Raw genomic sequence first — 14,820 nt, 5'->3', positions numbered from 1 at the left:
CGGGCGCCCCCCCGCCCCCCCCCCCCCCCCCGGGTCCCCCCCCCCCCGCCCCCGGGGGGGGGGGGCCGGGGGCGGGGGGGGGGGGGGGGCCCCCCCCCCCCCCCCCCCCTCCCGTCTGTCGTGGGGTGCGGACCCCGCGTCGCGTCAGGCGATCCGCTTGAACGCCTTGTCGACGTAGCGGTCGATGGTCGCACGCGCTTCGCGCGCGTACCGGTCGATCGACGCCGTCCGCTGCGCGTCCGGCGTGTACTCGCGACCGAGCCGCGCGGTGGCGGCGGCGAGCACGCCGTCGGTCAGCTGCGGGTTGAGCGGCAGGATCGGTCCCTGGGTGTGGGTGCCGAACGAGGTGCCGGTGATCGCACCCTCGACCGGACTGCCCGCCTGGTTGCCGCCGCCCGACACGACGTCGGCGAAGGGCGTCACGCCGTCGCCGAGCTCGATGCGCGTCGCGTGGTCCTCGAAGCCCGCGAGGCGGGTCGGGGCGTCGCCGAGCAGCGGGTAGCGGGTCTCGAGCACGAAGTAGTTCACCCGACGCTCGGCGCCGCGCACGGCTCGGGCGTCGAACACCCCGAAGCCCGGGACGTCGGCACCGTCGGTCGCGACGACGGCGTTCGTGGCGAGGTCGAACCCGCCGCCGACCGCCACCACCGGGACGCCCGCGGTCGCGAAGTCGCGCAGTGCCGCACCGACCCGGGTGACGTCGCCCCCGAGGGACCGCATGGCGCTGAGCGGCCCGTTGCCGATCACGACGACGTCGGCAGCGGTGGGCAGGGTGTCACCCGGCGCGTACTCGACGACCTCGGTGGCGATGTCCGCGGTCTCGGCACGGCGGACGAGGGCAGCGACGTTGCCGCGGTCCCCCGAGACGCCCATCTGCCGCGGGTACACGTGCAGGATGGTCAACCGGTCGGCGGTCATGCCGTCTTCTCCATGTCCGGATGGCCGAGGGCCTTGCGGGCGATCATCATGATCTCGTAGTTGACGATGAAGTTCTTCGTCCCGCTCGACGTCGCGCCGAGCTGCTCCATGTGCCGGATGGCGGCCTCGACGTCCGGTTCGACCTTGCCGATGCGGACACCGGCGTGCTCGAGGGCGATCGCGATCTGCCACGCCTTGTCGCCGGAGACGACGTCCACGTGGTCGAGCGCCGAGAAGTCGATGTCGTAGATCCACGAGATGTCCGGCGTTCCCTCGTCGATCGCCATGAGGACCTGCTCGGGGCGGTCCGGGAGCGCGTCGAGGTTCAGCTGGAGGCTCGCGGCGTTCTTGAACATCGTGAACTCGGCGGCCTCGCCGGCGATCGGGAGCCGTTCGCCACGGCCGTACGCCGGCTTCATCGTGCCGAACGCCTTCGTGACCGCGTCCGCACGGAACTGGTCGCCCAGGGCCGCGCTCGCGGTGGCGGTGGCGGCCGCGGCGTCCACGGCGTAGTGCAGGCCACGGGCCGGGAGCCGCACGGGGATGTCCGCACCGCCGAACCGGATGGTCGCACCGTCGCCGGTGTTCACGACGACCTCGGCGTCGGCGACGTTCGGCACGGCGTCCTGCCGGTCGAAGTCGTCGGCGTTCTGCAGGCCGTTCGGGGCCGCGGCCACGACCTCGGCACTGGCACCGAAGCGGAGCACCTGCTGCCCGGCCGTGCCCGCGTACGCGTCGAGGAACTGGTCGTCGCGGTTGGTGATGACGTTCCGCGCCGACAGGGCCGCGGTGTCGAGCATCATCGTGGCGACGCGCTCGGTCTCGAAGAACCGGTAGAGCTGGTCGACCTGGACGTTCAGCATCGTCACCGTGGACGGCGACAGGATGCCGGCGAGCTCGACCGCGAACGCCTCGTCGACCTCGAGGATGCCGATGTCGGCCTTGAGCTTGCCGGTCAGCGACACCTCGGAGAGGAGCGCCGACGCGATGCCCTGCGGCAGGTTCGCACCGGACGGGTTCGTGAAGACCCGGAGGCCGTGCGCCCGCACGATGTCGGAGATCATGTGGGTCGTCGTGGACTTGCCGTTCGACCCGAGCACGAAGACGACGCCGTTCGGGAACTGCTTCGTCACGTGCTGCAGGAAGTCCGGCACGAGCTTGAGGACGATGTAGCCGGGGTAGGCGGACCCTCCGCCCCGCGCACGAGCGAGGGCACGGAGGATCCGCCCGACCAGGATCGGGATGAGGAAGCGCATCGGCCTACTCGAGGTAGTCGCGCAGCGACTGCGACCGCGACGGGTGGCGGAGCTTCGCCATCGTCTTCGACTCGATCTGGCGGATGCGCTCGCGCGTCACGCCGAACGTGTCCCCGATCTGGTCGAGGGTCTTCGGCTGACCGTCACCGAGGCCGAAGCGCATGCGGATGACGCCCGCCTCGCGCTCGGACAGGGAGTCGAGCAGGCTCTCGAGCTGCTTCTGCAGCATCGTGAAGCCCACCGCGTCGGCCGGCACGACGGCCTCGGTGTCCTCGATGAGGTCACCGAACTCCGAGTCGCCGTCCTCGCCCAGGGGCGTGTGCAGCGAGATCGGCTCGCGACCGTACTTCTGGACCTCGACGACCTTCTCCGGGGTCATGTCGAGCTCGCGGGCGAGCTCTTCCGGAGTGGGCTCGCGACCGAGGTCTTGGAGCATCTGACGCTGGACGCGCGCGAGCTTGTTGATGACCTCGACCATGTGCACCGGGATGCGGATGGTGCGGGCCTGGTCGGCCATCGCGCGGGTGATCGCCTGGCGGATCCACCACGTCGCGTAGGTCGAGAACTTGAAGCCCTTGGTGTAGTCGAACTTCTCGACGGCACGGATGAGGCCCAGGTTGCCCTCCTGGATGAGGTCCAGGAACTGCATGCCGCGGCCCGTGTAGCGCTTGGCGAGCGACACGACGAGGCGGAGGTTCGCGCCGAGCAGGTGCGACTTCGCGCGCTGACCGTCGCGGGCGACCCAGCGGAGCTCGCGCTCCTCGGGCTTGGAGAGGCCGGTCGAGTGCTGCAGCTTGTCCTCGGCGAACAGGCCGGCCTCGATGCGCATCGCGAGCTCGACCTCCTGCTCGGCGTTGAGGAGCGCGACCTTGCCGATCTGCTTCAGGTAGTCCTTCACGGGGTCGGCGGTCGCCCCCGTGATGGTCGTCGAGTAGACCGGGGCCTCGTCGTCGTCGGACTGCGAGATGACGAGCGCGCCGGCGGCGACCGCAGCGGCCTCGGCCTTGGTGTCCTTCGGGGCCTCTTCGTCGGCGTCGGCGTCGGCGTCGGCGTCGGCGTCGTCCGCCGCCTCGTCCACGGGCTCGACCGGCTCGTCGTCGAGCTCGTCGTCGTCGGCCTTGGCCTTCTTCCCGCCCTTGGCGGTGGTCTTCTTCGGCGCGGCCTTCTTCGCCGGCGCCTTGGTGGCGCGCTTCTTCGGCGCGGCCGTGCCCTCGGCCTCGGCGGACTCAGCCGCCGTGCCCTCGGGTTCGGTGTCCTTCGTGGGATCGATCGTCGTGCTCCGGGCAGCCATGCGATCACCTCTCTCGTCGTGCCACGTTCGTGGGGTCGTGGCCTCCCTCGCCGCCCAGGGCCGTCGCCGCAGTCCCCCGCGTCAGCCGGTCCTACCAATCCGGGCAGCACTAGGACCCATGTCAAGTCCCCAGGTTTCCGCGCGCTCCGAGGAGTGGTTGGTCACGAGGGGCCCGATGGGTCCGGTAGTCATTATTGCACGCCGCGCTTCCGCAGACGTGCAACCAGTGCAACCCAGAGCGGGCCGACGCGTATTCCCTCCTGTTCGTGCAGCACACGGCGGGTCCGGTGGCGTGCGTGCAGCAGCATCGCGACGCCGAAGCCGACGACGACGTACTGCACGGTGAGGGCGATCCGGAAGTTCGCCCAGGCGAAGACGGTCTGCCCCGTGGCGTGGGACGCGGCGTCGAGGATCGCGCCGACGAGGTACATCATCACGAACGCGGCGAGGAAGCCCCCGACGTTCACGAGCCCGTTCGCCGAGCCGAGCGCGCCGACCGGGTTGAAGGACCTGGCGAAGTCGAACCCGATGAGCGATCCCGGTCCGCCGATGCCCATCGCGACGACGAGCAGCACGAGCAACCAGGTCGGCGGCTGCCCCGGCCAGGTCAGCACCGCCGTCCACACCACGGCGAGGACCGCCACGCACCCCAGCACGAGGTTCGACCGGCGGAGCGGGTAACGGGCACAGAGGACACCGAGCAACGGCCCGGCGACGAAACCCGTCACGACGATCACGGTGAGGAAGCCGGCGGCCTCGGTCGGGGTGTAGCCGAGCCCGCGGAGCATCGGCACGCCCCACAGCAGCGAGAAGACCGTGCCGGAGGACTGCGTCACGTAGTGCGACCAGAACCCGAGTTGCGTCCCGGGGCGCCGGACCGCGTGCGCGAAGGTCCGGAGCGCCCCGCCCCACGAGTGCGGCAGCGGGATCGCACCGGTGCGCACCGGCACCGGACCGTTGCGGACGAAGGCGAACGCGAGCACCAGGCCCACGGCCCCGGCACCGGCGGCCACCCCGTACGCCGTGCCCCAGCCCGTGGTGTGCAGCAGGAGCGCGAACGGGAACGCCGAGAGCACCTGCCCGACCTGCCCCAGGTTGCCGGTCCACTGCGAGATCTGGGGCAGGATCCGCCCGCTGAACCACATCGGCAGGAGCCGCATGACCGAGATGAACGTCATCGCGTCACCGGCGCCGACGAGGACGCGCCCGACCACCGCCGGTCCGATCGTCGGCGACACCGCGACGACCGCCTGCCCGACGACGAGGAGCACCGCGCCGAGCAGCACGAGCCGCCGTGGCCCGAACCGGTCGAGCGCGATGCCGACGGGGATCTGCAGCGCCGCGTACACGGCAATCTGCACCACCGCGAGCGTCGACAGCACGGCGGCCGACACCGCGAAGCGCTCCTGCGCGTCCACGCCGGAGACGCCCAACGTGGACCGCTGCACCACGGCGAGGACGTAGGCCAGCACCGCGATGCCCCAGACGAGGAAGGCACGGCGCGAGTTCACCCGATCAGGCTACCGGCGCCGCCGCGGCGCCACGGCCGCCGGAGGCGACCTGTGGAGAACGCGACGGGCGGGACGGACGTGCACCGTGCCTCCAGGCAGGGACCGGCCGGGAGGCCCGTCGCGCGTCGACCGGAGCACCCGCGTCCGCCGGCCGGTCACCCCGTCAGTCGGCGGTGCCGTCCGCCTGCCCGCGCCGGTCCGCCAGGAACCGCTCGAGCTCCGCCGCGATCGCGTCGGCGGAGGGCACCTCGCCGTCGACCCCGGTGAGCGGCGAGCCGATCGGGTTGCCGGCCATGTACTCGTCGTGCCGCTCCTCGAGCACCGAGACGAGCCGCTGCAGTTCGCCGTTCCCGCCGACCTGCTCGTCGACGCGGGCGAGGAACTCGCGCCCTTCCTCGCGGAGGGCGTCGGACGGGAAGATGAGGCCGGTCGCGGCGGAGACCCCCGCGAGGGCAGCCACCGCGGCGTCGGGGAACTCGGTGTCCGAGAGGTAGTGCGGCACGAGCAGGACCAGCCCGGTGACGTCGTGTCCGGACTGCGCGAGCCGGTGCTCGACGAGGTGCAGCACGTTCGCCGGCGCCTGGGTCTCCGGCTTCCACACGCTCATCTGCTCGACGAGGTCGGCGCGCGTGCCGGACACGGTCATGCGGATCGGACGGGTGTGCGGCACGGGCATCGGGATCGACTGGACCCACGTCGTGTCGACGACCTGCAGCCGCTCGGCGAGGTCGGTGACCGCGGCGACGAAGGCGTTCCAACGGAAGTCGGGCTCGTACCCGGAGAGGAAGAGGAACGGCTGACCGATCTCGTCGCGCACGAGGGACAGCGCGAGCCGCGGGACCGCGACGGACTCGATGTGGTCGTGCTCGAACGTGATCACCGGCCGACGGGCGCGCCAGTCGAGCAGGACGTCGGGGTCGAACTCGACGATCGTCGCCGCGTCGAGTGTGCCCTCGATCGCCGTCGTGACCTGTGCCACCGCGGCTCCCGCGTCGGCGAAGCCGGTCAGCGCAGCGACGAGGTGGAGGCCCGCCGGCACCTCGGGGGCGCCGTCGACGAACGAGTAGAGGTCCTCGGGGTGGTTCACCGTCCCCATGCTAGGCGGGCGTGCACCGCGACCCGGGAGGAGCGGCCACGCCGACAGCGAACAGTGCGTGGATAGGGTTGGGGCATGGTCCGACCGATCCTCTCCACCGTCTCGTCCGCCGCAGCAGGAACGGAGGCCGACGTCCTCGTCGTCGGTGTCCGGCCGGGGGTCGACGGCGGTCCCGCGACCACCGTCGGCGCCGACTTCCTCGGCGACCTCGACCTCGCCGCGATCGGCGTCACCGGCGCGAAGGACCAGCTCGTCCGCCTCCCGGGGACGGGCGTCGCCGCGTCCTCGGTCGCCCTCGTCGGTCTCGGCTCCGCCACCGACGCCGCCGCCGTGCGGAGCGCCGCCGGCAGCGCGGTCCGGCAGCTCCCGCTCGTCGGGTCCATCGCGATCGCCCTGCCGACCGACTCCGCCGAGCTCGTCGAGGCGGCGCTCGAAGGGGCCGCCCTCGGCTCCTACGCCTTCACCGCCCACAAGGGCACCGGCACCAGCGGGCCCGCCCGCGGAGACCAGCGCATCGCGGTCGTGGCGCCCGCCGGCGTCGAGGTCGACACGACCCGTGCGTCCGTCGTGGCGGAGGCCGCGTCGACCGTCCGTGACCTCGTGAACACCGCCGCCGGCGACCTCGGCCCGTCCGACGTCGCGGACGTCGCGCAGGGGCTCGCCGCGGACCTGCCGCTCACCGTCGAGGTGCTCGACGAGCACGAGCTCGAGGCGCAGGGCTTCGGCGGCATCGCCGGGGTCGGCCGCGGTTCGGTCCGTCCTCCGCGTCTCGTGGTCGTCAGGTACGCCCCGGAGTCCGCGTCGAAGCACCTCGCGCTCGTCGGGAAGGGCATCACGTTCGACTCGGGCGGCCTCTCGCTCAAGCCGGCCGCCTCGATGCTCGGCATGAAGACCGACATGACCGGCGCCGCGACGGTCCTCGCCGCCACGGTCGCCGCCGCGAAGCTCGGCCTCGACACGAAGGTCACCGCGTGGCTGTGCCTCGCCGAGAACATGCCGTCCGGCTCGGCCACCCGCCCCGGCGACGTCCTGACGCTCAAGAACGGCAAGACCGTCGAGGTCACGAACACCGACGCCGAGGGCCGTCTCGTCCTCGGTGACGGCATGGCCGCGGCGTCCCTCGAGCACCCGGACGCGATCGTCGACGTCGCGACGCTCACCGGTGCGCAGGTCGTGGCGCTCGGCGACCGCACCACCGGCCTGATGGGCAGCGACGACCTCGTGGCGCAGGTCCGCTCGATCGCGGACGCCGTGGCCGAGCCGATCTGGCCGATGCCGCTGCCCGAGGAGCTCGACGCCCGACTCGCGAGCGACGTGGCCGACATGGTCAACGCGACCGTCGGCAACCCGGCGGGCGGCATGCTCCTCGCGGGCAAGTTCCTCGAGCGGTTCGTGGGCGAGGGCATCCCGTGGGCGCACCTCGACATCGCGGGTCCCTCGGAGCACAAGGGCGGCGGCTACGGGTGGCTCGGCAAGGGCGCCACGGGCGTCATGGTCCGGACACTCATCAGCCTCGCAGAAGAGCTCCAGTCCAAGTAGTAGGTTTGAGTCCGGCGGGGCGGCCGCGTGTGCGCGCACCCCGCCGGACCCACACGGGACGGGACCGGAACCACACGGTCCGACCGTGGGACGCCGCTCGCCGCGGTGTCCACGGGGCCTGACCGGTCCCGAACACGCACGAGGGAGTTGCACCAGGTGACGGAACAGACTTACGACGTCGTGGTCCTCGGTGGCGGCAGCGGTGGGTACGCCGCAGCGCTCCGGGCCGCCGAGCTCGGGATGAGCGTCGCGCTCATCGAGGGAGACAAGCTCGGGGGGACGTGTCTGCACCGCGGGTGCATCCCGACGAAGGCGCTCCTGCACGCAGCGGAGATCGCCGACGGCACCCGTGACGCCGAGAAGTACGGCGTCATCGCCGAGTTCGCCGGCGTCGAGGTGCCCAAGGTCATCGAGTACCAGCAGGGCGTCATCTCGTCCAAGTACAAGGGCCTCCAGGGCCTCATCAAGGCGCGGGGGATCACCGTGGTCGAGGGCTGGGGTCGCCTGACCGCCCCGAACACCGTGCAGGTCGGTGACCAGACCGTCACCGGCAAGAACGTCGTGCTCGCCACGGGTTCCTACTCGCGGTCCCTCCCCGGGCTGGAGATCGGCGGCCGGGTCATCACCTCCGAGACCGCGCTCAAGATGGACTACGTCCCGAACAAGGTCGTCATCCTCGGTGGCGGCGTCATCGGCGTCGAGTTCGCGAGCGTCTGGAAGTCCTTCGGCGCCGAGGTCACGATCGTGGAGGCGCTGCCCCACCTCGTCCCGGCCGAGGACGAGTCCATGTCGAAGCAGCTCGAGCGCGCGTTCCGCAAGCGCGGCATCGAGTTCTCGCTCGGTGTCCGCTTCCAGGGCGTCGAGCAGCACGAGAACGGTGTGGTCGTCACGCTCGAGGACGGCAAGACCTTCGAGGGCGACGTCATGCTCGTCGCCGTCGGTCGCGGCCCCCTCACCCAGAACATGGGCTTCGAGGAGGTCGGCGTCACGATGGACCGCGGGTTCGTCACGACGAACGAGCGCCTCGCCACCAACGTCCCGAACGTGTACGCCGTCGGCGACATCGTCCCGGGCCTGCAGCTCGCGCACCGCGGCTTCCAGCAGGGCATCTTCGTCGCCGAGGAGATCGCCGGTCTGAACCCGGTCGTCATCTCCGACACGAACATCCCGAAGATCACGTACTCCGACCCCGAGGTCGCGTCCGTCGGGCTCTCCCAGGCGAAGGCCGAGGAGCAGTACGGCGCCGACAAGGTGGACTCCTACGAGTACAACCTCGCCGGCAACGGCAAGAGCCACATCATCGGCACGTCCGGCTCGGTCAAGGTCGTCCGCGTGGTCGACGGCCCCGTCGTCGGCGTCAGCATGATCGGCGCCCGCGTCGGCGAGCTCATCGGCGAGGCACAGCTCGCCGTCAACTGGGAGGCCTACCCGGAGGACATCGCTCCCCTGGTCCACGGACACCCCACGCAGAACGAGGCGCTGGGCGAGGCGTTCCTGCACCTCGCGGGCAAGCCGCTGCACGCCCTGTGAACACCATGACCACCACCACGATCCACCCCTGCGAAGAGGAGTCCACCCGATGAGCGAATCCGTCAACCTCCCGGCGCTCGGCGAGAGCGTCACCGAGGGCACGGTGACCCGATGGCTGAAGAACGTCGGTGACCGGGTCGAGGTCGACGAGCCGCTGCTCGAGGTCTCGACCGACAAGGTCGACACCGAGATCCCCTCGCCCGTCGCGGGCGTCGTGGAGGAGATCCTCGTGCAGGAGGACGAGACCGTCGAGGTCGGCACCGCGCTGGTGAAGATCGGCGACGGCTCCGGTTCCTCCGACGGCGGCTCGGACGAGGGCGGCGCCGACCAGGGTGCCGCCGAGCAGGGCGCTTCCGAGCAGGGTTCCGACGAGGCCCAGGCCGACGCCACCGAGCCCGAGCCGGCCCCGAGCACCGAGCAGCAGGAGGAGCAGAAGGCTCCCGAGCCGCAGCAGGCCGAGCCCGCCCCGGGCGGCCAGACGCAGCCCGCCGCCCCGCAGGCGCCGTCCGCTCCGCCGGCCGCCGCCCCGGTGCCGCAGGCCGCTCCGGTCCCGCCGCCCGCCGCCGCTCCCCCGGCAGCCGTCCCGGCTCCTGCCGCCGCTCCGGCCCCTGCCGCCGCTCCGGCCACCTCCGGCCAGTCGGCGTCCGTGCCGAACCCGACGCAGGACGGCTCGGCTTCCGGCTACGTCACCCCGCTCGTGCGCAAGCTCGCGAACGAGCAGGGCGTCGACCTGTCGACCGTGACCGGCTCGGGTGTCGGCGGACGCATCCGCAAGGAGGACGTCCTCGCCGCCGCAGCCGCGAAGCCCGCGGCCGGTGGTCAGGCCGCAGCGGCTCCGTCCGGTCCCTTCGTCGCCGAGGTGTCGCCGCTCCGTGGCACCCGCGAGAAGATGACCCGCCTCCGCAAGGTCGTGGCCGAGCGTGCGGTGCAGTCGATGACCTCGACCGCGCAGCTCACGAGCGTCGTCGAGGTCGACGTCACGAAGGTGGCGCAGTTCCGCGACGCGCACAAGGCCGAGTTCCTCGAGAAGACCGGCTCGAAGCTCTCCTTCATGCCGTTCTTCGCCCTCGCGGCGTCGGAGGCGCTCAAGGCGCACCCGAAGATCAACTCGACGGTCGACGGCGACGAGATCGTGTACCCGGAGACCGAGAACGTCTCGATCGCGGTGGACACCGAGCGCGGTCTGCTCACCCCGGTGATCAAGGACGCTGCGTCGTTGAACCTGGCGCAGTTCTCGCAGTCGATCGCCGACCTGGCCGAGCGCACGCGCAACAACCAGCTCAAGCCGGACGAGCTCGCGGGCGGCACCTTCACGCTGACGAACACCGGTTCGCGTGGCGCACTGTTCGACACCCCCGTGGTGTTCCTCCCGCAGTCGGCGATCCTCGGCACGGGCATCGTGACGAAGCGTCCGGCGGTCGTGAAGGTCGACGGACAGGAGGCGATCGCGATCCGTTCGTTCGTCTACCTCGCGCTGTCGTACGACCACCGGATCATCGACGGTGCGGACGCGTCGCGCTACCTCGTCGCGGTCAAGAACCGCCTCGAGGAGGGCAACTTCGCCCCGAACCTGGGCTACTGAGGCACAGCCCTCGGGCACTGCACCACAGCCCTCGGGCAGTGAGACCCGGCGCTCCGGCCCGGCTCGACGGAACGGCCCCGCTCCCCAGGGAGCGGGGCCGTTCCGCGTCCCCGACGGGACGGACCGCGCCGCCGCGCCCGCACGTCACCCGCCGAGCGCCGTCACCGCGGCGACCGCCAGTCCGGCCGCGACCACGACACCGACGACGACCTGTCGCACCGGCAACCGCCGTCCGCCGACCGGGACGCCGCGCTCGACGAGGTCCCGTGCCCGGCCGATCGCCGCGTCGACGACGGACTGGTCCGACAGCGTCCCGGGGGCGGACGGCGCCGCCTCCTCGAAGGTGAAGAGTCCCGCCGGCGGATCCCAGCGCACCGGCCGCGGAGCCCCGGCAGCCCGCACGGTCTCCAGGAGGACGTGGAACGCGTCCGGGTCGCCGGACCGCGCCGCGACGAGGGCAGCGTCGACGCCCGGACGGCAGGGCTCCCGTGGGTCGACCCGCTCCCACACGACCCGTGCGGCGAGCAGCAGCGCGGTGACGCCCTCGACGAGCCCCGTGTCGGCGATCGCTCCGGCGACGAACGGTGCGGCACCCGTCGGCCGGTCGCAGAGCACCACGGCCCCGGCGTCGTCCACCACGACGTCGTCGGGGCGCGCACGTCCGAGCAGGACCGCCCCGCGCGACGCGGCGACGGCCAGGTCGAGCAGCGGCGTGGTCAGGGTGACCGCGACGCCGACGCTGGGTGTGCCGAGACGGTCGAGCGCCGCCGCCATCGACGGGCCGGTGGGTCGCAACGTCTCGGCGACCAGGACGCCCTCGCCGCTGCGACCGACCGCGAGCACCGGTCCGAGGTGCCGCTCCGTCGCCGCTGAACGAGCAGCGACCCAGGCGACGAAGGACTCCTCGGACGTGGCCGCCCACCAGGTCCTGCGCTCCTCGTCCGTGTCCACGCGTCGATGCTCCTACCGGCTGCACGGGCGCGGGTCTCCGCACGGACGACTGTGGAGCGACGCCGTTCGCCCACAGCCTCCTCCGAGCCGGTCTCGGAGTGCCTGCTCAGGCCGTATCCTGTGTGCATGGCACGCAGCAGTTCTTCCGACACGAAGGCGAAGGAGCCGGGTCGTCTCAAGCAGATGTACCAGGTCTTCCAGATGACCCGTCGGGCCGACCCGACGTCCGTCTGGTGGTTCGCCCTCGCGTTCCTGGTCCCCGTCGTCCTCGGCGTCCTGCTGGCACTGCTGCTGCCGGGTCAGAACTGGCTCGCGGTCGTCCTCTGGATCGTCGCGGGTGTCCTGCTCGGCGTCCTGCTCTTCCTCATCGTCCTCGGTCGCCTCGCCGAGCGCGCCGCGTACTCGCAGATCGAGGGCCAGCCCGGTGCCGTCGGCGCCGTCCTCTCGAACTCGCTCCGTCGCCAGTGGCGCTCGAGCGAGATGCCGGTGGCCGTGCACGGTCGTTCGCAGGCCGCCGTGTACCGCGCCGTCGGTACCCCGGGCGTCGTCCTCATCACCGAGGGCCAGCTCGGCAACCTCACCCGTCAGGTGGACGAGGAGCGTCGCAAGGTGCAGCGCATCGTCCCGAACGTCCCGGTCCACGTCGTGCACGTCGGTGGCGGCGACGACGCCGTCACGCTGCACAAGCTCCCCCGCGCGATGAACAAGTTCAAGAAGGCGCTCAACCGCAGCGAGGTCCTCGCGGTCGCCAACCGGCTCGACTCGCTGACGCAGAGCCCGGCCGCCGCCATCCCGAAGGGCATGGACCCGATGCGGGCACGCGCCGGTCGCCCGCGCTGATCCGCGGACCGCTCGACACGGAACGCCCCCGACCAACCGCGGTCGGGGGCGTTCTGCGTGCAGGGCGCGCGGCGGGTCAGCGCCGGACGAGCACGGTCCCGGCGATCCGGTCGTGGGCACCGCGGCTGTCGCGGTCGATGATGAGCGCCGGCACGACGAGGCAGAGCAGCACCGTCCGGACCACCGGACGCCACACTCCGACGTAGCCTCCTCGGAGCGGCACGACACGGAGGCCGACGCAGATGTGCCCGAACGAGCCCGACAGCAGGCAGATGAACAGGACCTGCAGCGCGGCGAAGATGGCGATCTGGATCCACGAGTGCGCGATGTCGCCGGATCCGTTGACCGGCGACCAGACGCCGGTGACGTAGGCCACGAGGTCGGCGAGGACACCGTCGATGAGCAGTGCGACGACGCGCCGGCCGATCCGTCCGACGCTGCGCGGCCCTTCCTCCGGGAGCCCGAGGTCCTTGCCGGGCCAGCCGTCGGGATGCGGGGTGGCGGACGACGACGGGGAGGTGCTGCGGGCCATGCTCCAAGCGTAGGCGAGCGCCGCCGCGTAACACGCACGAAACAACGCAGTCACGTCCGGGAAACTCGGTGTCAATAGCCTCGTCGGAGGGTGCCGAAAGGTCCCTGCCGACATCACCCAACCCCACAGGAGATCGACACACATGTTCAGCGATTCCTCCGAGGTGCTCGCCTTCATCAAGGACACGGACGTCAAGTTCCTCGACATCCGCTTCACGGACCTCCCCGGTGTCCAGCAGCACTTCAACATCCCGGCGTCGACGGTCGACGAGGACTTCTTCTCGGTCGGACAGCTCTTCGACGGTTCGTCGATCCGCGGCTTCGCGTCGATCCACGAGTCGGATATGCAGCTCATCCCCGACGTGACGACGGCCTACATCGACCAGTTCCGCGCCGAGCGCACGCTGATCATGATCTTCGACATCTACAACCCGCGGAACGGCGAGATCTACGGCCGCGACCCGCGTCAGGTCGCGAAGAAGGCGGAGAAGTACCTCGCGTCGACGGGCATCGCGGACACCGCGTTCTTCGCTCCCGAGGCCGAGTTCTACATCTTCGACGACGTCCGCTACTCGGTCACGCAGAACAAGTCGTTCTACAGCGTCGACTCGGAGGAGGGCGCGTGGAACACCGGCCGCGAGGAAGAGGGCGGCAACCTCGCCAACAAGACCCCGTACAAGGGCGGCTACTTCCCCGTCTCCCCCGTCGACAAGACGGCTGACCTCCGCGACGACATCACCCTCAAGCTGATCGAGGCGGGCTTCGAGCTCGAGCGCTCGCACCACGAGGTGGGCACCGGCGGCCAGCAGGAGATCAACTACAAGTTCGACACGATGGTCCACGCCGCGGACGACATCCTGAAGTTCAAGTACATCGTCAAGAACACGGCGGACCAGTGGGGCAAGGTCGCCACGTTCATGCCGAAGCCGCTCTTCGGCGACAACGGTTCGGGCATGCACACCCACCAGTCGCTGTGGAACGACGGCAAGCCGCTGTTCTACGACGAGAACGGCTACGGCGGTCTCTCGGACGTCGCGCGCTGGTACATCGGCGGCATCCTGAAGCACGCTCCGGCGCTGCTCGCGTTCACCAACCCGTCGATCAACTCGTACCACCGTCTGGTCAAGGGCTTCGAGGCGCCGGTCAACCTGGTCTACTCGGCCGGCAACCGCTCCGCTGCGATCCGCATCCCGATCACGGGCACGAACCCCAAGGCCAAGCGCATCGAGTTCCGCGCGCCGGACGCCTCGGGCAACCCGTACCTCGCGTTCGCCGCGCAGCTCATGGCGGGCCTCGACGGCATCCAGAACCGCATCGAGCCGCACGAGCCGGTCGACAAGGACCTCTACGAGCTCCCGCCGGAGGAGGCCAAGGGCATCCCGCAGGTGCCGGGCTCCCTCGACGAGGCGCTCGAGGCGCTCGAGGCGGACCACGAGTTCCTCACGAAGGGCAACGTCTTCACCGAGGACCTCATCCAGACCTGGATCGACTACAAGCGTGAGAACGAGATCCTCCCGCTCGCGCAGCGCCCGCACCCGTTCGAGTACGAGCTCTACTTCGGCGTCTGATCCCCGCTGACACCCCAGGAGGCCCCGCACCGGTTCCGGTGCGGGGCCTCCTGCGTGCGGCGCACGTGATGGTCGTGGTGGTGACCGCCTGGAGGCCCGGGGGCGGGGCCCCGGGCCCGCCCCCCGCCCCCCCCCCGGGGCCCCCCCCCCCCCCCCCCCCGGCCCCCGGGGCCCCCCGGGGGGGCCGCCCCCCCGCCGGGGGCCCCC

12 protein-coding genes are annotated in these 14,820 nt (G+C 71.4%); 5 read left to right on the top strand and 7 right to left on the bottom strand.

Annotated features, from left to right (window positions below; translation table 11 throughout):
- Positions 1-144 precede the first annotated feature (144 nt).
- From ACIPYW_RS12020 to ACIPYW_RS12000, 5 genes are all read right to left on the bottom strand, one after another.
- Positions 145-918 (bottom strand): type 1 glutamine amidotransferase, encoded by a 774-nt coding sequence (locus ACIPYW_RS12020; RefSeq protein ID WP_400413801.1) that lies wholly within the window; start codon positions 916-918, stop codon positions 145-147.
- Complete coding sequence (locus ACIPYW_RS12015) at positions 915-2,174, bottom strand: MurT ligase domain-containing protein (RefSeq protein ID WP_400413798.1); 1,260 nt, start codon at positions 2,172-2,174, stop codon at positions 915-917. Before ACIPYW_RS12015 ends, ACIPYW_RS12020 begins: the two co-directional genes overlap by 4 nt.
- A gap of 4 nt (positions 2,175-2,178) precedes the next feature.
- On the bottom strand, positions 2,179-3,465 hold the full coding sequence (locus ACIPYW_RS12010) for an RNA polymerase sigma factor (protein ID WP_400413795.1): 1,287 nt from the start codon (positions 3,463-3,465) through the stop codon (positions 2,179-2,181).
- A gap of 191 nt (positions 3,466-3,656) precedes the next feature.
- Positions 3,657-4,976, bottom strand: coding sequence for a nitrate/nitrite transporter (locus ACIPYW_RS12005; protein WP_400413793.1), 1,320 nt, complete (start codon positions 4,974-4,976; stop codon positions 3,657-3,659).
- 163 nt (positions 4,977-5,139) lie between these two features.
- A complete protein-coding gene (locus tag ACIPYW_RS12000; protein WP_400413790.1) occupies positions 5,140-6,072 on the bottom strand; it encodes a proteasome assembly chaperone family protein in 933 nt (310 codons plus the stop codon).
- Between the two features lie 75 nt (positions 6,073-6,147).
- Between ACIPYW_RS12000 and ACIPYW_RS11995 the strand changes: the two genes are divergently transcribed.
- The 3 genes from ACIPYW_RS11995 to sucB all read left to right on the top strand — a co-directional run bounded on the left by ACIPYW_RS11995 (position 6,148) and on the right by sucB (position 10,723).
- Positions 6,148-7,611, top strand: a complete 1,464-nt coding sequence (locus ACIPYW_RS11995; protein ID WP_400413788.1) for a leucyl aminopeptidase — start codon at positions 6,148-6,150, stop codon at positions 7,609-7,611.
- 156 nt (positions 7,612-7,767) lie between these two features.
- On the top strand, positions 7,768-9,141 hold the full coding sequence (gene lpdA / locus ACIPYW_RS11990; RefSeq protein WP_400413785.1) for a dihydrolipoyl dehydrogenase: 1,374 nt from the start codon (positions 7,768-7,770) through the stop codon (positions 9,139-9,141).
- 49 nt (positions 9,142-9,190) lie between these two features.
- On the top strand, positions 9,191-10,723 hold the full coding sequence (sucB, locus tag ACIPYW_RS11985) for a 2-oxoglutarate dehydrogenase, E2 component, dihydrolipoamide succinyltransferase (protein ID WP_400413782.1): 1,533 nt from the start codon (positions 9,191-9,193) through the stop codon (positions 10,721-10,723).
- 144 nt (positions 10,724-10,867) lie between these two features.
- Here sucB and ACIPYW_RS11980 read toward each other — a convergent pair whose 3' ends face one another.
- A complete protein-coding gene (locus tag ACIPYW_RS11980) occupies positions 10,868-11,674 on the bottom strand; it encodes a hypothetical protein (RefSeq protein WP_400413781.1) in 807 nt (268 codons plus the stop codon).
- Between the two features lie 126 nt (positions 11,675-11,800).
- On the opposite strand from ACIPYW_RS11980, the gene ACIPYW_RS11975 reads away from it, so the two are divergent.
- Complete coding sequence (locus ACIPYW_RS11975; protein WP_400413778.1) at positions 11,801-12,514, top strand: DUF4191 family protein; 714 nt, start codon at positions 11,801-11,803, stop codon at positions 12,512-12,514.
- A 76-nt stretch (positions 12,515-12,590) separates the two neighbouring features.
- Here the strand turns inward: ACIPYW_RS11975 and ACIPYW_RS11970 are convergent, their stop codons facing one another.
- Complete coding sequence (locus ACIPYW_RS11970) at positions 12,591-13,046, bottom strand: RDD family protein (protein ID WP_400413775.1); 456 nt, start codon at positions 13,044-13,046, stop codon at positions 12,591-12,593.
- 142 nt (positions 13,047-13,188) lie between these two features.
- Between ACIPYW_RS11970 and glnA the strand changes: the two genes are divergently transcribed.
- A complete protein-coding gene (gene glnA / locus ACIPYW_RS11965; protein ID WP_058724294.1) occupies positions 13,189-14,613 on the top strand; it encodes a type I glutamate--ammonia ligase in 1,425 nt (474 codons plus the stop codon).
- Positions 14,614-14,820: the final 207 nt, after the last annotated feature.

It is taken from the genome of Curtobacterium sp. NPDC089689 (genome assembly GCF_044749145.1).
Lineage (GTDB): Bacteria > Actinomycetota > Actinomycetes > Actinomycetales > Microbacteriaceae > Curtobacterium.
The sequence above is the reverse complement of the archived record's forward strand: the minus strand, read 5'-3'. Positions and strand labels throughout refer to the sequence as shown.